The sequence below is a fragment of the Rhizobium sp. AP16 genome, assembly GCF_000281735.1.
Lineage (GTDB): Bacteria > Pseudomonadota > Alphaproteobacteria > Rhizobiales > Rhizobiaceae > Rhizobium > Rhizobium rhizogenes.
Window position 1 is genome coordinate 1 of sequence record NZ_AJVM01000078.1, and the last position, 17,858, is coordinate 17,858.

A 17,858-nucleotide genomic window follows, 5' to 3' on the forward strand; every position below is an offset into this window, starting at 1 on the left:
CCATCGTCTTCCCGGCAAGCCCGGGAAGCTATGCTTCCGAGAGGATGGGGTGAGAGATGGCCTTCGATCGAGGGCCTTTCCCGATTACAGCATCCGCCGCAGCACTTCGTCCTTTTGGAAGAAATGGTGCCAGAGGGCTGCCAGGATATGCAGGCTGACGATCGCATATAGACAGTAGGCGCCATATTCATGGATCCCGGCGGCGGCTCTCGCCAGCGGCTTGTCGAACGGCAAAAGATTAGGCCACTCGAAAAGCCCGAACCACGGCAAGTCGCGGCCGCTGGCTGCCGAGGTCGTGTAGCCGGCGAGCGGCATGAGGATCATCAGCGCATAAAGCAGGATGTGCACGCCCCGCGCGGCATAGTGGTTGAGGGTGCCGAGCGGCTGCCGATATGAGGGCTCGCCCAGGGAAAGCCTGAGCGGCAGGCGGATGACAATCAACACCAGCGCCGTCATGCCGAGCGATTTATGCACATCGAGAAGGCCACGGCGGAGCGCCGAGCCCGGCTCGAGATACGAGCAATAAAGGCCGATGCCGAGCGCTGAGATGATCACGATGGCCATGATCCAGTGCAGAATTCGCTGCGACGGCCGGTATCTGAGCGTTGACGCATCGGACGAGGCCTCGGTAATAGCGGACATAGAGTGATTCTCCGGTGATCCTGGGATTCGATGTTTATGGCGTGATTGGCCGGAATATGGCTGATTTGAAGGCTTGCCCAATCACCTTCTTGCGAGTGGACGGACCGTGGCGGCTGTCAGATCCGGAGCGGGATTGATCCTCGGGCCAAAGACGAGAGCACCTGGCGAGGCAATGGATATCCCCGGCAAGACGCTGGCCGGCGCAGCTATCCCATCGCGGTTGAGTGACATCTGCATCTAGGCAGGCGCGATCGGTGGCCTATCTTCTATCCTATTGTCCGATCACCCTATTCGTTTTCGGTGATTATCTTTAGGACGGAATGGTTTAGTGTCATTGAAATGAACCATCCGGGGGAGCCATGACCGACGCCGCGCTCGTCAATCGTATGCAACTGCCAAGGCCGGACATCACGCCGGAAGAGGCGGCGGAACTTTTGCTGACGCATTACGGCCTGTCCGGAACGCTCACCGAACTCGGCAGCCAGCAGGACCGCAACTATCGGATCAGTGCCGGCGACAACAGCTATGTGCTGAAAATCTGCCAGACGGAATATGACACGGTGGAGCTGGAGGCACAGAATGCCGCCATCCGCCATCTGCACGCCAAGCCGGAGGCGCCTCGCCTCCCCAATATCGTGCCGTCGCTGAACGGCCGGGATATTCTTGTCGTCACCATCCGCGAACAGGATTATCTCGCTCGCCTGCTGAGTTACCTCCCCGGCCAATCGCTGACGCGGCGCAAGCATCTGCCGCTCACCTCGGTCTCGGCGCTCGGCACTCTCTCGGCGCGGCTTGCCCGCGACCTCGCCGATTTCGACCATCCCGGTCTCCACCGCAATCTGCAATGGGATCTGCGCCGGGCCGGGCCGGTCGCCGTGCAGCTGCTGTCGGCGATCACCGATCACGAGGCGCGAGACCGTATCGCCAAGGCGATGGTCGCGGCCGTCAAGCGCATTCAGCCACTGGCAGGCGGGCTTCGCGTGCAGCCCGTCCATCACGATGTCACCGACGATAATGTCGTCTGCCATCCGGACACGCATGGCCAGCCGATCCCGGACGGCGTGATCGATTTCGGCGACATCATCCAGGGATGGCTGGTGGGCGACCTCGCCGTCACCTGCGCCTCGCTGCTGCACCACGCGGAAGGCGACCCCTTTGCCATCCTCCCCGCCATCAAAGCCTATCATGCGGTCTATCCGCTGGAAGAGGTCGAGGCGAAGGCGCTGTGGCCCCTGATCGTCGCGCGCGCCGTCATCCTCACCGCCAGCACCGAGCAGCAACTGGCCATCGATCCCGACAACGACTATGTGCGCGGCAATCTCAAGCACGAGCGCGAAATCTTCGACGTCGCGACCGGCGCCGATCCCGACCTGATGGAAGCCGCGATCCTGCGGACGATCGGCTTCGACGTCGCCCCGCTCGACACCGATGGCTGGGCGGCGCTGCTGCCGGATATCGCGCCGGACACGATCGCCGCCGTCGATCTTTCCACAACCAACCCACATTTTACCGATGGCAATTGGCGTAAGCCCGACATGGACTGGCGGCTGCTCGCCAAGGAGGCCGTCGCCTCCGGCACGGCCGCGACGCGCTATGGCGAATTCCGTCTGTCGCGCGGCGAGCTGCTGAGCATGACGCCGCCGCAGAATTTCGCGCTGCACAGCGATGTCTGCCTGCCCGCCGGAACGACGGTCGCGGCCCCCTTTGCCGGACGCATCCAATGGGATGGCCAGCATCTCGTTCTGGTGAGCGACGCAGTCAGCCTGCATCTCGACGGCATCGATTGCACGCTGGAAGAGGGCGCGGAGATCGAGCAGGGTGCGACCATCGGCACCATCGCCGGCGAGGGTTCGACGGTCGGCGGCCTGCGCGTACAGCTCTGCCGCTCGCCATCGCTGGTGCCGCCGCTCTTTGCCGTGGCACACCAGGCCGACGGCTGGTCGGCCGTCTGCCCCTCGCCCGCAGTCCTTCTGAGCCCAGCCTGCGAAGCGCCACGAGAAGACGGCGCGGCCCTGCTTGCCCGGCGCGCGGCACATTTCGCCGGGCCGCAAAAGCATTATTACGAGACCCCGCCACAGATCGAGCGCGGCTGGCGCGAATTCCTGTTCGACGTGGAGGGCCGCGCCTATCTCGACATGGTCAACAACGTCACCATGCTCGGCCACGCGCATCCGCGCCTGACCGCGGCCGTTGAGCAACAATGGTCGCGGCTCAACACCAACTCCCGCTTCCACTATGCCGCCGTGACTGAGTTTTCCGAACGGCTTGCGGCACTGGCGCCGGAAGGGCTCGACAGCGTCTTCCTGGTCAACAGCGGCTCGGAGGCCAACGACCTCGCCATCCGGCTTGCCTGGGCGCATACGGGCAAGAAAAACATGCTCTGCCTGCTGGAGGCCTATCACGGCTGGACGCTGGCGAGCGACGCCGTCTCCACCTCCGTCGCCGACAATCCGCAGGCGCTGACGACACGGCCGGACTGGGTGCACCCCGTCGTTTCACCCAATACCTATCGTGGCCCGTTCCGGGGGCCGGATTCGGGCGCTGACTACGTGGCCGGCGTGACGACGCCGCTGGAGACGATCGACGAGAAGGGTGACGGCCTCGCTGGCTTCATCGCCGAACCAGTCTACGGCAACGCCGGCGGCATCGCTCTGCCGCGCGGCTATCTCACCGATGTCTATGCCGCGGTGCGCCAGCGCGGCGGCCTTTGCGTCGCCGACGAGGTGCAGGTGGGCTACGGCCGGCTCGGCCATCATTTCTGGGGCTTCGAGCAACAGGGTGTCGTGCCGGATATCATCACCATCGCCAAGGGCATGGGCAACGGCCATCCGCTCGGCGCAGTCATTACCCGGAAAGAGATCGCCGCATCGCTGGAAAAAGAAGGCTATTTCTTCTCCTCTGCCGGCGGCAGCCCGGTAAGCTCGGTCGTCGGCCTCACCGTACTCGACATCATCAGGGACGAGGGCTTGCAGGAGAATGCCCGCGTCGTCGGCGATCATCTGAAGGCAGGGTTGATCGCGCTGATGGAACACTTTCCGTTGATCGGCGCGGTGCACGGCACCGGTCTTTATCTCGGTGTCGAATTCGTGCGCAATCGCGAGACGCTGACGCCTGCCACGGAAGAAACGGCTGATATCTGCGACCGGCTGCTCGATCTCGGCGTCATCATGCAGCCGACCGGCGATCACCTGAATGTGTTGAAGATCAAACCGCCGCTCTGCCTTTCGTCCGAGAGTGCCGATTTCTTCGTCAAAGCCCTGGAAAAGGCTCTGGAAGACACCGTGTAATGCCTCCCGGCGACGGCGTTAACCATTAGGGTAATTTAGCGACAAGCGAATTTTAGTGCCTTTTGGGGATTGTCGAATCTCGCGGTAATTCCTATCTGTCTTTCGGTGATCGGCGATGCCGTTCCGCTACGGGAGGTTGCGCGGAGGTTGATACAACCATCCCCGTAATTAGCCAGGTACGGAATTATATTTTACCGATCGTCGATATTTTGACATCTTTCGGAATATGTTTCTGGAGATGGAATCGCTATTCTCTGCTAAGGTTGTAGACAATAGCACACCGGATCACCGGCTCCCTTGAGCGGAGCCAGAACAAGTACAACACCAACTAAGGAAAGTGACATGCTGAATATCAAATTCACCGCCTCGATCCTTGGGTGGTCCGTGCTTGGCCATGACCGTTCGGGCGTGCTCTCCCGCCCGTGCTGTCGAATGTGACGTTCGTCCCCTAATCGGATTCAAACAGTCAATTCGCCATGTCTGCGCCGCTAGGGCGCGGAGGGAGTATTTTTTATGAAGAAGCAAGTCATCGAATATGCCGGCGTTCCCGTCGGCATCGTTATTCCGGATGAAGACCGGCTGAAGTTCATCGCCGTGAAATACCATGTCCACGACCTGGACGAACAGCGTTTCAGAAACACGGACGAGGTCAAGCTCGCCATCCGCGATCTCCTCTCACGCCAACAGGCTAAGCCGATCCACGTTTGATGGATCGGCTTAGCCGCCACTTTCTCATCGCGACATCACCCGCCCTCGCCCTTCGAGGGTCGCTTCGCTCCCACCTCAGGGTGAGGGCTAGTCTTTTCGTCTCAATGGCCGACCCTATCCTGCTTCCGTTTCCGCAATCGGATTTTGTTACATCTCGACAGAGGTCCATTCCGCCCTCATGGTGAGGAGGCCCATAGGGCCGTCTCGAACCACGAGGGTCGGCCCCTACAGCGCGCGCGCCACAAACCTATCTTGTCTTTTCCCCCTCTTTGCGATCCTATCGCCATGACAACCTCGCGCTTCGAAAGGCGAAGGATTTTTCATTGGCTGACCTCCTCAATCTCCTGACCGACGTCGACGGTGTTGCCGTCGGTCACTCAACCGATCTTGCGCTTGGCTCCGGCGTCACCGTCATCATCTTCAATGAGCCAGCGATCGCCTCCGGCTCCGTGCTCGGCGGGGCGCCGGGCGGGCGGGACACGGCCTTGCTCGATCCGGCGATGACCATCAGCACGGTTGACGGTCTTGTGCTGTCGGGCGGTTCGGCCTTCGGGCTCGATGCGGCCGGCGGCGTGCAGGCGGGCTTGCGCGACATCGGGCGCGGCCTGCAGATCGGAACGGCGCTCATCCCGCTGGTGCCGCAGGCGATCCTCTTCGATCTCATCAATGGCGGCAACAAGGATTGGGGCCTCTATTCGCCCTATCGCGACATGGGCTACGCCGCCTTCAAGGCAGCGGAAAAGGGCGCCTTCGCGCTCGGCACCGTCGGCGCCGGCACCGGCGGGACGACGGCGACGGTCAAGGGTGGCCTCGGCTCGGCCAGCGCCGTCAGCAGCCGGGGGCACAGGATTGCCGCCATCGTTGCCGTCAATGCTCTCGGCACCGCCACCATAGGCGACAGCCCGCATTTCTGGGCAGCGCCCTTCGAAGAGACGGGCGAATTCGGCGGGCTCGGCATGCCCGAGACCATCGACACGCGCCTGCGGCTGAAGGGCGGAAATGTCACGGCAACCACCATCGGCGCCATCGTCACCGACGCACAGCTGACCAAGGCGGAGGCGCATCGCCTGTCGATCTGCGGCCATGACGGCCTTGCCCGCGCGCTTCTGCCGGCGCATCTGCCGCTCGACGGCGACACGGTTTTTGCCGCCTCCACCGCCAGGCATCCAAGGGACGACATGCCCAGCTTCATGGAACTCTGCCATCTCGCCACCATCGTCATGGCCCGCGCCATTGCACGCGGCGTATACGAGGCGACGGCGCTGCCGGTCGAGGGCGCGCAGCCGGCCTGGCGGGATCGCTTTCCCAACCGCATGGCCTAGCCGGAGATTTCATCCATGCAGATCCGGGCGCTGATCTATTTCGACGAGCTGGTGCGCACCAACTCCATGCGCCAGGCGGCGGAAAACCTGAACGTCGCTCCGACGGCGATCAGCCGGCAGATCGAAAATCTCGAATATCATTTCGGCACGCCGCTGGTCGAACGCAGCGCCCGCGGTGTCAAGCTGACCGCCGCCGGCGAGCTGCTGGCCGTGCGCGCCGGACGGACGCTGCGCGAACTCGACCATGTGCATCAGCTGATCGAAGACCTGAAGGGACTGCAGCGCGGCCGCGTCAGCGTCTATGCCAGCGGCGCCACTGTCGCCAACCTGCTGGCGCCGGCGCTTGCCGAATTCAGCCTGCGCTATCCGAAGCTGCGCTTCGAGGTGACCATCACCAGCGCCCGCAGCGCCATCGAAGCCGTCAACGGCGCCGAGGCCGATATCGCCGTGACATTGTTCGCGCCGCCGCTGTCGGGAACCAAGGTGCGGCTGCGCTCCGAAATCACCTATGACGTCATCGCCGCGACGAGCCATTCGCTGGCGGCACTCAAAGAGGTTTCCCTTGCCGAACTTGCGGCGCATTCGCTTGCCGTGCCCGACCGATCCTTCGGCGCTCGACAGGCCTTCGATGCGCTGTTCGAGCGCGAAGGGCTGGTGCTCGATCCGGTGTTCGAGAGCAGCTCGCTGGAAATGCAGAAGGAACTGGTGCTGCGAGGGGCGGCCATCACCATGCTCCCGGCGCTGACCGTTCAACGGGAAATCCAGGCCGGCCAGCTCGTGGCGCTGCCGGTCGCCGGCGGCAAGGGGATCAGGACGCCGATCGATCTTTGCGTTGCGCCGGACCGCCAGCTTTCCTTCGCCGCCGGCAAGCTTCTCGACTTCATCGAACGCTTTATGCGCGAACAGGTTGCCCACAAGGGAAGAAGCGATTGATCGCGGACGAAGGATTTCAACCGGGCAAAATCAATGTAGCCATATCAGCTACACTGAGCACACATTTTTAGAATTGTGTGTGCGCCTGCGAGATGACACTATTTCGAAAAAGGGCCGTATGCCGGAGGGAAAGCCGGTATTGCGAGCTAGAGCCAAGGGAACTGATATGACCACGTTTTTACGTCCGAGCCTGGGCGATTTTGCTCGCCGTCTTGCCTGTGGCGCCGCAATCTCGTCGGGGCTGCTGCTGATGGGGATGACATCGGCCGAAGCGGCCAAGACGACGCTGAACATCGGCATGACGGTCGAACCCACCGGCCTCGATCCGACAATCGCCGCCCCCGTCGCCATTGGACAGGTGACCTGGCAGAACATCTTCGAAGGGCTGGTGGCAATCGACGAGAGCGGCAAGGTCATACCGCAGCTTGCCAAGAGCTGGGAAATTTCTCCCGATGGGCTGACCTATACGTTCAAGCTGCAGAGCGGCGTCAAATTCCATGATGGCCAGACCTTCGATTCGGCGGCGGCGAAATTCACACTCGACCGTGCCCGCGACGCCAAATCCGTCAATCCGCAGAAGCGTTTCTTCGCCACCATCGCCTCGATCGACACGCCCGATCCCGAAACGCTGGTGCTGCACCTTTCCTCGCCGACCGGCAGCCTGCTTTATTGGCTTGGCTGGCCCTCTTCCGTCATGGTCGGGCCGAAATCGACCGCCAACGACAAGACCACGCCCGTCGGCACCGGCCCGTTCAAATTCGCATCCTGGGCCAAGGGCGACCATGTCGAGCTTGCCAAGAACCCAGACTACTGGAACAAATCCGTCGACGTGAAGCTGGAGAAGGTGACCTTCCGTTTCATTCCCGACCCGCAGGCGGAAGCGGCTGCCCTCAAGGCCGGCGACCTCGACGCCTTTCCGGAATTCGGTGCGCCTGAGCTGATGAGCTCCTTCGATGGCGACCTCAGGCTGATGACCAAGGTCGGCAATACCGAGCTCAAGGTCGTCGCCGGCATGAACAACACGCGCAAGCCCTTCGACGACAAGCGGGTGCGTCAGGCGCTGATGATGGCGCTCGACCGCAAGACGGTCATCGACGGCGCCTGGTCCGGCTTCGGCACCGCGATCGGCAGCCATTACACGCCGAACGACCCGGGCTATCAGGATCTGACGGGCAAATTGCCCTTTGACCCCGCCAAGGCTAAGGCGCTGCTGGCGGAGGCCGGCTATCCGAACGGCTTCACCTTCACCATCAAGACGCCGCAAATGGCCTATGCGCCCAGAAGCGCCCAGGTGATGCAGGCAATGTTTGCCGATATCGGCGTGACCATGAACATCGAGCCGACGGAATTCCCGGCGAAATGGGTTCAGGACGTCTTTACCGGTCGCGACTACGACATGACCATCGTCGCCCATGCCGAGCCGCGCGACATCGACATCTATGCGCGCGACCCCTATTATTTCAACTATAAGAACCCTGATTTCAACGATCTGATGAAGAAGGTCCAGCTCACCGCCGATCCGGCCGAGCAGGACAAGCTCTACGGCCAGGCGCAGACGATCCTCGCCGAGGATGTACCGGCGCTCTTCCTCTTCGTCATGCCGAAACTCGGCGTCTGGGACAAGAAGCTGAAAGGGCTCTGGGAAAACGAGCCGATTCCCTCGAACGTCCTGACCAACGTTTCCTGGGAAGACTGACCTCTTTCAGCGCCGCGCAACCGGGCGCCACCCGGCCATGGACATGCAATGATCGTACTTCTCACCCGCCGGATCATGGGCCTTTTCCTGACCCTGATCGCCGTTTCGCTGCTGCTTTTCGCGGTGATGGCCCTGCTGCCGGGCGATCCTGCCGCCATCACACTCGGCACATCGGCAACGCCGGAAACGCTCGCGGCGCTCAGGCATGAGATGGGCCTCGACCAATCGTTGATCCTCCGCTACGGCCAGTGGCTCGGCGGCGCGCTGACCGGCGATCTCGGCAAGTCCTATACCTATGGCGTTCCCGTCGCCGGCCTGATCCTCGAACGGCTGGCCGTGACGTTGCCGCTCGCCATCCTCGCCATCCTGCTTTCTATCCTGATCGCGGTGCCACTCGGCGTTGCCGCCGCCGCCAAACGCGGAGGCGTCTTCGACATCATCGCCACGCTGTTTTCGCAGATGAGCATCGCCGTGCCCGGCTTCTGGGTGGGGCTGTTGCTGATCCTGTTGTTCGCCACCTCGCTCGGCTGGATGCCGGCCGTCGGCTTTCCCGGCTGGGGCAATGGCCTGTGGCCGGCGTTGAAGGCACTGATCATGCCGGCGGTAGCGCTGGCCCTGCCGCAGGCGGGCGTGCTGACTCGTGTCACCCGCTCGGCGGTGCTCGACACGCTGCATGAGGATTTTGCCCGTACCGCCATCGCCAAGGGCTTGTCCCGCAACGCCGTGCTCTGGGGGCATGTCGTGCCCAATGCGCTGATGCCGGTAATGACCATTCTCGGCCTGCAATTCACCTTTCTCGTCGCCGGCGCGGTGCTGATCGAGAACGTCTTCAACCTGCCGGGCCTCGGACGGCTCGCCTATCAGGCTCTTAGCCAGCGCGATGTCATCGTCCTTCAGGATGTCGTGCTGTTCTTCGCCGGGCTGGTCATCGTCGTCAATTTCCTGGTCGATCTCTCCTATCTGGTCATCGACCCCAGGCTTCGCAGCGGAGGGGCGCGATGACCATGGCCGAAACCGCCTCCCCTCGCCGCTTTCGTTTTCGCGCGCTCCGCCGCGCCAATCTGATCATCGGCGCGATCATCATCCTCGCGCTTGTCGGCGTCGCCGTTCTATCGCTCTTCTGGACGCCGTTGCCGCCGGCGAAAATGCAGATCATTCACAAGCTGCAGCCGCCGCTCGGCTTCGGTCTTCTCGGCACCGATCAGCTTGGCCGCGACGTGCTGTCGATGCTGATGGCCGGCTGCTGGAACTCGCTGTCGATCTCGGTGTCGGCCGTGGCGATCGGCGGCACGATCGGCACAATGATCGGCGTTGCCGGCGCCGCGCAGCGCGGGCTGTTCGAGGCGCTGGTCATGCGCGCCTGCGATGTCATCTTCGCGCTGCCGCCGATCCTGTCTGCAATGATCCTCGGGGCGTTTCTCGGCACCGGACGCCTGACCGCCATCATCGCCATCGCCACCTTCATGGTTCCGGTCTTTGCCCGCGTGGCGCTGAGTTCGGCGTTGCAAGCCTGGAGCCGTGACTATGTGATGGCGGCGCGCGCCATCGGCAACACGCCCTTCTCGATCACCATGCGGCATGTGCTGCCGAATATTCTGAGCGGCATCATCGTGCAGGCGACGATCCAGCTTGGCCTGGCGATTCTGACCGAGGCGGGCCTGAGCTTCCTCGGCCTCGGCGTGCCGCCGCCGGCGCCGACCTGGGGACGGATGCTGGCGGATGCGCAAACCTATCTCGGATTGGCGCCCTGGCTCGCCATCCTGCCGGGCCTCGCCATCGCGCTCTCTGTTCTCGGCTTCAACATGCTCGGCGACGGCCTGCGCGATCATCTCGATCCGCGCGAAGCCCGCCGCTGACTTCAGACCACAAAGAGTATCGACCATGACCGAAACGACCGATCTTTCCATCCGCCAGCTCCTTGAGAAGTTTTCCGCAAAGAGCCTTTCGCCGAGCGAATACTGGCTGGCGCTGGAAACGCATATCGCGGCCTGGGAGCCGACCATTGCCGCTCTCTACGCCTATGACCCGGAAGACGCGCGCAAGCAGGCAGCCGCCTCCACCGAGCGCTGGGCAAAAGGCACACCGCTCGGGCCGCTGGATGGCATTCCGGTGACACTCAAGGAACTGATCGCTACCAAGGGCCAGCCGGTGCCGCTCGGTACGGCTGCTGTCGAACTCGTTTCCGCCACAGAGGACGCGCCGATCGCGGCGCGGATGCGTGAGGACGGCGCGGTGATCTTCGCCAAGACCACTTGTCCCGATTATGGCATGCTCTCCTCCGGCCTTTCCAGCTTCCACAAGCTCAGCCGCAACCCCTGGGATCCCTCGCAGAACCCCGGCGGCTCCAGCGCCGGTGCATCGGCTGCGGCCGCTGCCGGCTACGGCCCGCTGCATATCGGCACGGATATCGGCGGCTCGGTGCGCCTGCCGGCCGGCTGGACCGGCATTTTCGGCTTCAAGCCGAGCCATGGCCGTATTCCTGTCGATCCCTATTATGTCGGGCGCTGCGCCGGACCGATGACCCGCACGGTCGAGGACGCCGCCTACTCCATGGCGACGCTCTCGCGTCCCGACTGGCGCGACGGCACCAGCCTGCCGCCAAACGACATTGACTGGATGGATCTCGATATCGACGTGCGCGGGCTGAAGATCGGCCTGATGCTCGACGCCGGCTGCGGCCTGCCTGTCGACGACGACGTGCGCGATGCCGTTGTTGCCGCCGCCAAGCGTTTCGAAGAGGCAGGCGCCATCATCATCGACGTCGCGCCGGTGCTGACGCGGCAGATGCTCGACGGGCTGGATGTCTTCTGGCGGGCGCGTTTCTGGGGCGATATCGTCAATCTGAGCGAAGAGCGCCGCGAGATGATCCTGCCCTATATTCACAGCTGGGCGAAAGGGGGCGCCGATGTCAGCGGCGTCGATGCCGTGCGTGGCTTCAACCAGACGATCGAGATGCGAAAGAGCTGCGGCAAGCTCTTCACTCAGGTCGACGCGGTGCTGTCGCCGACCAATCCGATCGTCTCCTATCCGGCCGAATGGGCCTCGCCCACCAACGATCCGGCCCTGCCCTTCGAGCATATCGGCTTCACCGTTCCCTGGAACATGTCGGAACAGCCGGCCTCCTCGATCAATTGCGGCTTCTCCCGCTCCGGCATGCCGATCGGCCTGCAGATCGTCGGACCGCGTTTTGGCGACATGCTGGTTCTGAAACTCTCAAAAGCCTTCGAGACTTGGTCGGGCGGTGTGACGAACTGGCCGAAAGCACCGGGCTAAGATCGGCGCTACAGCGTCGCTGCACCCTTTTCCTCGACATCGGCGCCGAGATCCTGAAGCGCCTTTTCGATCACACGCAGATCGTCCTGAAGGCCGTCGTCGGCGCTCATCGTGCTTTCGCTGCCGGCGCGCTGGATGCCGCGCGCTTCGCTCTGCAACTCGAGCAGGCGGTCGATCTTGCGGCTGCGCCGAAGATGGCTGTCGCCGAGAATATCCCTGATCGACTGTTCCATCGCGGTAATCGGCATGATGCTTCTCCTCTCGAACAAAACGATGTTCAATCGAGAGAATAACGGTCCAGATCAGCGACGGTTCCGATCAACGCTCAATCACCGAGGCGGCGATAGCCAGTCGGATACTCGTAAAGCCAGCCAATGCGCTCGACGGCGGCGGCAAAATTCTCGCGTGCGACGGTCATGGTGTGGCCGTTGGCATGGATGATGGTTTCGGCGTCTTCCATCACCGCCGCGTGGCCTTTCCAGAAGACAAAATCGCCGCGCTTCAGTTCTTCGCGAGCGATCGGCTCGCCAAGCCCGGCCGCCTGCATGTCGGAATCGCGCGGCGCGGCGCGGCCCGTCATCAGGAGCGCAAGCTGGATCAGGCTGGAGCAGTCAACACCAAGGCCAGAGCGGCCGCCCCAGAGATAGGGCGTTTCCATGAATTTCGCGGCGACATCCACATAGTCGCCGCCGTCATTATAGCCGATCGGTTGCACATGCTTGGCGAAAATGGCGGTGCCATCTTCCAGCACAACGTAATGATTGCCGCGCGCCTCGGCCGTGCCGGTGACACGAACACGACTGCCCATAGAGAGCACGCCGGTATAGGGCTTGCGTAGTTCCGACTCCGGATAAAGGAAAGTCCGCTGCGGAACGACGATATGGGTCGGTGCGACCAGCCCCTCTCCGATCGTATCTTCGGGCAGATAGCCGACATAGCCGTCCGACACCGCCTTGACCCAGGCCCAACCGTCCTTGCGCTCGAAAACCGTGACATCCTCGCCAAGCAAAAGTTCCGTATCGATGCCGCGTGCCAGATCCGGCTGCGGACGCAGCGCGACGACGGGGACGGTAACCTGCGCCCTAGTGCCCTCGACGAAACGCTCGGCCTCGACCCGGCCCCGGAGAGAGGCTTCGGCGAGATCGGGTCGGAAGGCATTGAGGCGATGGTCGAGCGTCATGACGATGGTTCCTAGACTGATAGTTTACGGCCTTGCGCGATGACGAGATCACCGAGCTTTTCGAGATAGAGCGCGCCGGTTACCGTGCGCTTGATGATGACATTGCGACGATCACGGTCGTCGCGCACGCGGTCAACCAGCCCCATCTCGCCCATGGTATCGAGCGCACGCGTAATGACCGGCTTGGTAACGCCGAGCGTCGCGGCAAGCCCGCGCACGGTGTGTGGCGGCGGCACGAGATAGATCTGCAGGAGGATTGTTGTCTGCCGCAGGGTCAAATCATGGTCCTCGCGGCGCACTTGTTCGAGCGCCACGCCATGCCAGAGGCCGAGAGCCTGCGAGGCAGAGAGTTCAAGCGGCAAAGGCAACCCCGGAGATCGTTACGCTACCGTTTCAGTTTCTGCCAAGATCGTGGCGGATTCAAGGGGGTGAATTTATTCCAATCCTTCGCCCCGCAATGCGGGGAGAAGGTGGGGCCGAGACATTGAGCGAAGCGAGTGTCGAGGGCTCGGATGAGGGGCTTTCTCGGAAGCGACGGCGAATCCGGAGTTACCGTCTTCTCGGACCGATTAGCAGTGATGGTCAGGCCAGTCCGGCGTTGCCGCGCTCTCGTGCCTGGCCCCTCACCCTAGCCCTCTCCCCGCAATGCGGGGAGAGGGAACTATAATGCCCTACCGCACGCTTTCCCGAATATGGTGATACAGCGCCCGGATCGCCTGCGCCTCGCCGCCGCCCGGGGAATGGGGACGCTCGTTCTGGGCCCAGCCATAGATGTCGAAATGCACCCAGCTCGGGGTTTTCGTCACGAAGCGGCGCAGGAACAGCGCTGCCGTGATCGAGCCGGCCATGCCGCCGGAGGGGGCGTTGGTGATATCGGCGAATTTGGCGCGAATATCCTTGTCGTAGCCATTGTACAGCGGCAGGCGCCAGAGCGGATCGTCGGTCTCGAGGCTCGCTTCGGTGAGGTCGCGGGCGAGATCGTTGTCGTCTGTGAAGAAGGGCGGCAGGTCGGGGCCGAGCGCGACGCGAGCAGCGCCCGTCAGCGTCGCCATATCGATCATCAGGTCCGGCGCGTCTTCGTCGGCATAGGCGAGCGCATCGGCGAGGATCAGCCGGCCTTCGGCATCGGTATTGTCAATCTGCACCGTCAATCCTTTGCGGCTCCGGTAGATGTCGCCGGGGCGAAAGGCATTGGCGGAAATCGAGTTTTCGACGACCGGAACAATGACGCGCAGGTCGACCTTCAGCTTGGCGTCCATGATCATCAGCGCCAGACCCATGACGTTGGCGGCACCGCCCATGTCCTTCTTCATCAGCAGCATCGAGGAGGCCGGCTTGATGTCGAGGCCGCCGGTATCGAAGCAAACGCCCTTGCCGACCAGCGTGATGCGGCGATGGCCCTTCTTGCCCCAGCGCAATTCCAGGAGGCGCGGTGCATCGGCGCTGGCGCGGCCGACGGTGTGCACCAGCGGGAAATTCTCCTTCAGGAGGTCGTCGCCGATGATGACGGACATTTCCGCCTTGTAATGCTCGGCCAAGGCCCGGAAAGCGGCCTCGAGCTGTTCCGGCCCCATGTCGTTGGTCGGTGTGTTGATGAGATCGCGGGCGAGGAAGACGCCGGCGAGCTGCCGCTTGATGTCGGCGGCATCGGCGTCGCGCGGGATCATCAGCGTCGGTCCGGCCGCCTTTTCCGACTTGTAGCGGTCGAAGCGGTAGCTGCCGAGGCCAAAGCCGAGCGAGAGCCGGTTTGCCGTCAGCGGCGCGGTCTCGATATGCCACTCGCCGGCCGGCAGCGATCGCGCCAGTTTGCCAGTGAGAAAAGGCTGTTCCGAGGGGTTGGAGCCAAGGCCGAACAGCGCGCCGCCGAGATGGCCCTCGGCCGTCGGGATCAGCAAGAGAGAGCCGCTTTCCGCCTTGTAGCCCGCCTTGTGCGCCCAATCGAGCGCGATCGGATCGATGGTGCCGGTGTCGATATGGGCCGGGGTAACGGCAAAGATCGGCAGCGTCGCGCCACCCTTCGAATTGAACGGCGTCGCGCGCTCGATGTACTGATAGGGGGCCATGACTATCCTTTGGCGGTCATTTCAGGGAATCATTGGTTAACTGTCTGTTAGGGTTAACAGATTATTGCTGGAGCGAACATTGCGTCAAACCTTTCCCTGTTCCGATTTGAGGCCAGACGCAGGACTCTGACATTCAGGGATAGGGACATGTCCGCCGCCTCCACCACGTCTTTGCTCAAGACTTTCCTTTTCCGTGGCGCATCGGCAGCCCTTCTGGCGCTAGCGCTGGCGGGCTGCTCGACGACGGGCAAGGACAAGATGACGACCGGATCGATCCCGACGGTGTCGAAGCCGATCGACCAGATGGACAGTGCCGACCTCGCTCGGGCAACCCTTACCCTCGGCAAGGCCTACGACACCAATCCGAAGGACCGCGACACCGGCGTCAACTACGCCAATGTGCTGCGCATGACCGGCCGCAACGAACAGGCGCTCGCCGTCATGCAACAGGTGGCGATCAACCATCCAAGCGACCGCGGCGTGCTGGCCGCCTACGGTAAGGCCCAGGCGGCAGCCGGTCAGTTGCAGGAAGCGCTTGCGACCATCGACCGCGCGCAGCTGCCGGATCGGCCGGATTGGCGGCTGGTCTCGGCCGAAGGCGCGATCCTCGACCAGCTCGGCCGCTCGAACGAGGCCCGCGGCAAATATCGCGACGCCCTCGTGCTCGCCCCGAACGAGCCGTCCATCCTTTCCAATCTCGGAATGTCCTATGTGCTGACCGGTGACCTGAAGACCGCCGAGAGCTATCTTCGCTCCGCCGCCGGCCAGCCGGCGGCCGATAGCCGCGTGCGCCAGAACCTCGCCCTCGTCGTCGGCCTGCAGGGCCGCTTCCCCGAGGCCGAGCAGATCGCCCGTCAGGAGCTGACGCAACAGCAGGCCGACGCCAATGTGGCCTATCTGCGCGGGATGCTGACGCAGCAGAATTCCTGGCAGAAACTCGCGGCCAGCGACAGCGCCAAGAAGGCGGTCAACTAGGCCCTCAGCGCCAGATGTGCCGCGGCAGACCCTCGCTCACCAGCCGGGCACCGAGAGCGCCAATGACGGCGCCCGCTACCCTGTCGATCCAGAGCTTTGATCCCAAATAAAGCGTGCGCGGGCGGTTCGACGAAAAGGCCAGCGTCACCACCGTGTACCAACCCGCCTCGATCGCGAAGACCGCCGGCGGCAGCGCGAGCAGCATCCAGAGAGCGGGCTGCGCCGGGAGAAGTGCGGCAAAGATACTGCCATAAAAGATCGCGGTCTTCGGATTGCTGAGCTGCGTGCCGAGCGCGAACCAGTAATTGCGCGCGACGCTCGCTCCGGCCGGCGATGCCGGCGCGTCAAGGGCGAGATCCTGCGCTGCGCCGCGCCAGATGCGGATGCCGATATAGATCAGATAGAGGCCGCCGGCGATCTTCAGGGCAAGATACAGCCATTCGACCTGCATCAGCAGCGCGCTCAGGCCGAACAGGGCCAGGGTCGCGAAGATGACACTGCCTGTTCCCATGCCGAAGGCAGCGGCCAGCCCCGCCTGACGCGAGCGGGAAACGGCAATGCGAGACACAAGGACGAAACTCGGTCCGGGACTGACCGCGCCGATAAGGACGGCTGCGATGACGGTGAAAAAGATGGCGAAGGACGACATGCTGCAACTCCCGTTTCAGTTAGAAATTTGCCCAGGCAAGCGGCGCTGTCTTTCCCACGCTCCTCGATGGTCGTCCATCTTACCTTGCCAGTTGCGTGGAATCGAAAGTTAAACGCTCTCGATGTCGTCAGCAAGTTCCCTCGTCAGAACTTATCCATCACCTGGATGATCGCCGGGCCGAGGATGACGGCCATGAGAACGGGCAGGAAGAAGACGATCATCGGCACGGTCAGTTTCGGCGGCAAGGCGGCCGCCTTCTTTTCCGCCTCGTTCATACGCTCGTCGCGTCCTTCCTGCGCCAGCACGCGCAGCGCCTGCGAGACGGGCGTGCCATAGCGCTCCGCCTGGATCAGGGCCTGCGTCACCGACTTGACGATTTCGATCTGGGTGCGGGCGGCGAGATTGTCGAAGGCGGTGCGGCGGTCCTGCAGGAATGAGAGCTCCGCCGTGGTCAACACCATTTCCTCGGCAAGTGCCGGCGATTGCTCCGCCATTTCCTCGGATACGCGACGCATGCCGGCCTCGATGGAAATGCCCGATTCCACGCAGATCAGCATCAGGTCGAGCGCGTCCGGCCAGGCACGCTTGATGGATTTCTGCCGCTTGGTTACGCGGTTGGAAATGTAGATATTCGGTGAATAGAAGCCGAGATAGGCGGTGCCGATGACGCCGAGAAGGCGGAATGCAAAGGGTTTGGCCGCGAAATAGCCGAGGCCGAAAACGAGGAAGACGGCGACGGCCAGGAACAGAAAGGGCAGCAGGAAGCGCGCCACCAGGAACATGTTCAGCGCGTTTTCCGAGCGCAGGCCGGCGGCGCGCAGGCGATTGACGGTGTTGGTATCCACCAGCGCGTTACGGAGATTGAAGCGTTCGACGATCTGGCGGACGTTCTTGTTATTCTGGCTGCGCAATGACGCCTTACTGCCGTCCGTGTTCAGCCGGGCGCGTTCGCGGGCGCGGATCTGCTCGCGCTCGGTGGAGACTGCCTTCATGCGCTTGTTGAGATCGCCACGCTCGAGGAAGGGCACGGCGATCGTATAGAAGGTGGCGAAAACGGCGATCGCCACGAAAACGGCGAGGATCGTACCGGGATCGGTCAATCTGGCGGCAATATCGGACATGGGCTGCGT

At 63.0% G+C, this 17,858-nt stretch carries 16 protein-coding genes and 1 riboswitch; of the genes, 9 read left to right on the top strand and 7 right to left on the bottom strand.

The window, feature by feature from the left end; translation table 11 throughout:
* Window positions 1-84 precede the first annotated feature (84 nt).
* On the bottom strand, window positions 85-642 hold the full coding sequence (locus PMI03_RS27585) for a cytochrome b (RefSeq protein WP_007701771.1): 558 nt from the start codon (window positions 640-642) through the stop codon (window positions 85-87).
* 359 nt (window positions 643-1,001) lie between these two features.
* Between PMI03_RS27585 and PMI03_RS27590 the strand changes: the two genes are divergently transcribed.
* The 8 genes from PMI03_RS27590 (at window position 1,002) to PMI03_RS27625 (ending at window position 11,861) form a co-directional block, all read left to right on the top strand.
* The gene (locus tag PMI03_RS27590) at window positions 1,002-3,929 is read left to right on the top strand and encodes an aminotransferase (protein WP_007701772.1); all 2,928 of its coding nucleotides are present in this window, start codon (window positions 1,002-1,004) and stop codon (window positions 3,927-3,929) included.
* Window positions 3,930-4,442: 513 nt separating this feature from the next.
* The gene (locus PMI03_RS27595; RefSeq protein ID WP_007701777.1) at window positions 4,443-4,637 is read left to right on the top strand and encodes a hypothetical protein; all 195 of its coding nucleotides are present in this window, start codon (window positions 4,443-4,445) and stop codon (window positions 4,635-4,637) included.
* A gap of 323 nt (window positions 4,638-4,960) precedes the next feature.
* A complete protein-coding gene (locus PMI03_RS27600) occupies window positions 4,961-5,959 on the top strand; it encodes a P1 family peptidase (protein WP_007701779.1) in 999 nt (332 codons plus the stop codon).
* A gap of 15 nt (window positions 5,960-5,974) precedes the next feature.
* Window positions 5,975-6,892: a LysR family transcriptional regulator gene (locus PMI03_RS27605; RefSeq protein ID WP_007701781.1), complete on the top strand. Its 918-nt coding sequence runs from the start codon at window positions 5,975-5,977 to the stop codon at window positions 6,890-6,892.
* A gap of 166 nt (window positions 6,893-7,058) precedes the next feature.
* Window positions 7,059-8,588: an ABC transporter substrate-binding protein gene (locus tag PMI03_RS27610; RefSeq protein ID WP_007701784.1), complete on the top strand. Its 1,530-nt coding sequence runs from the start codon at window positions 7,059-7,061 to the stop codon at window positions 8,586-8,588.
* 48 nt (window positions 8,589-8,636) lie between these two features.
* Window positions 8,637-9,590, top strand: coding sequence for an ABC transporter permease (locus PMI03_RS27615; protein ID WP_007701786.1), 954 nt, complete (start codon window positions 8,637-8,639; stop codon window positions 9,588-9,590).
* Window positions 9,587-10,444: an ABC transporter permease gene (locus tag PMI03_RS27620; protein WP_007701789.1), complete on the top strand. Its 858-nt coding sequence runs from the start codon at window positions 9,587-9,589 to the stop codon at window positions 10,442-10,444. Before PMI03_RS27615 ends, PMI03_RS27620 begins: the two co-directional genes overlap by 4 nt.
* 25 nt (window positions 10,445-10,469) lie before the next feature.
* Window positions 10,470-11,861, top strand: coding sequence for an amidase (locus PMI03_RS27625; protein ID WP_007701792.1), 1,392 nt, complete (start codon window positions 10,470-10,472; stop codon window positions 11,859-11,861).
* A gap of 8 nt (window positions 11,862-11,869) precedes the next feature.
* Here the strand turns inward: PMI03_RS27625 and PMI03_RS27630 are convergent, their stop codons facing one another.
* The 4 genes from PMI03_RS27630 to PMI03_RS27645 form a co-directional block, all read right to left on the bottom strand.
* The gene (locus PMI03_RS27630; protein ID WP_007701795.1) at window positions 11,870-12,109 is read right to left on the bottom strand and encodes a hypothetical protein; all 240 of its coding nucleotides are present in this window, start codon (window positions 12,107-12,109) and stop codon (window positions 11,870-11,872) included.
* A gap of 77 nt (window positions 12,110-12,186) precedes the next feature.
* The gene (locus PMI03_RS27635; protein WP_007701798.1) at window positions 12,187-13,041 is read right to left on the bottom strand and encodes an NlpC/P60 family protein; all 855 of its coding nucleotides are present in this window, start codon (window positions 13,039-13,041) and stop codon (window positions 12,187-12,189) included.
* An 11-nt stretch (window positions 13,042-13,052) separates the two neighbouring features.
* Complete coding sequence (locus tag PMI03_RS27640; RefSeq protein WP_007701799.1) at window positions 13,053-13,403, bottom strand: helix-turn-helix domain-containing protein; 351 nt, start codon at window positions 13,401-13,403, stop codon at window positions 13,053-13,055.
* A gap of 309 nt (window positions 13,404-13,712) precedes the next feature.
* Window positions 13,713-15,104 carry a leucyl aminopeptidase gene (locus tag PMI03_RS27645; protein WP_007701802.1) on the bottom strand — a complete coding sequence of 464 codons (1,392 nt, stop codon included), beginning with the start codon at window positions 15,102-15,104 and terminating at the stop codon, window positions 13,713-13,715.
* 147 nt (window positions 15,105-15,251) lie between these two features.
* Between PMI03_RS27645 and PMI03_RS27650 the strand changes: the two genes are divergently transcribed.
* Window positions 15,252-16,079, top strand: a complete 828-nt coding sequence (locus tag PMI03_RS27650; RefSeq protein WP_007701804.1) for a tetratricopeptide repeat protein — start codon at window positions 15,252-15,254, stop codon at window positions 16,077-16,079.
* Between the two features lie 4 nt (window positions 16,080-16,083).
* Here PMI03_RS27650 and PMI03_RS27655 read toward each other — a convergent pair whose 3' ends face one another.
* Both PMI03_RS27655 and PMI03_RS27660 read right to left on the bottom strand, forming a co-directional pair.
* Window positions 16,084-16,728 (bottom strand): LysE family translocator, encoded by a 645-nt coding sequence (locus PMI03_RS27655; RefSeq protein ID WP_007701806.1) that lies wholly within the window; start codon window positions 16,726-16,728, stop codon window positions 16,084-16,086.
* A 22-nt stretch (window positions 16,729-16,750) separates the two neighbouring features.
* Window positions 16,751-16,833: riboswitch (ZMP/ZTP riboswitch) on the bottom strand.
* A gap of 38 nt (window positions 16,834-16,871) precedes the next feature.
* Window positions 16,872-17,849: a type II secretion system F family protein gene (locus PMI03_RS27660; protein ID WP_007701808.1), complete on the bottom strand. Its 978-nt coding sequence runs from the start codon at window positions 17,847-17,849 to the stop codon at window positions 16,872-16,874.
* Window positions 17,850-17,858 lie beyond the last annotated feature (9 nt).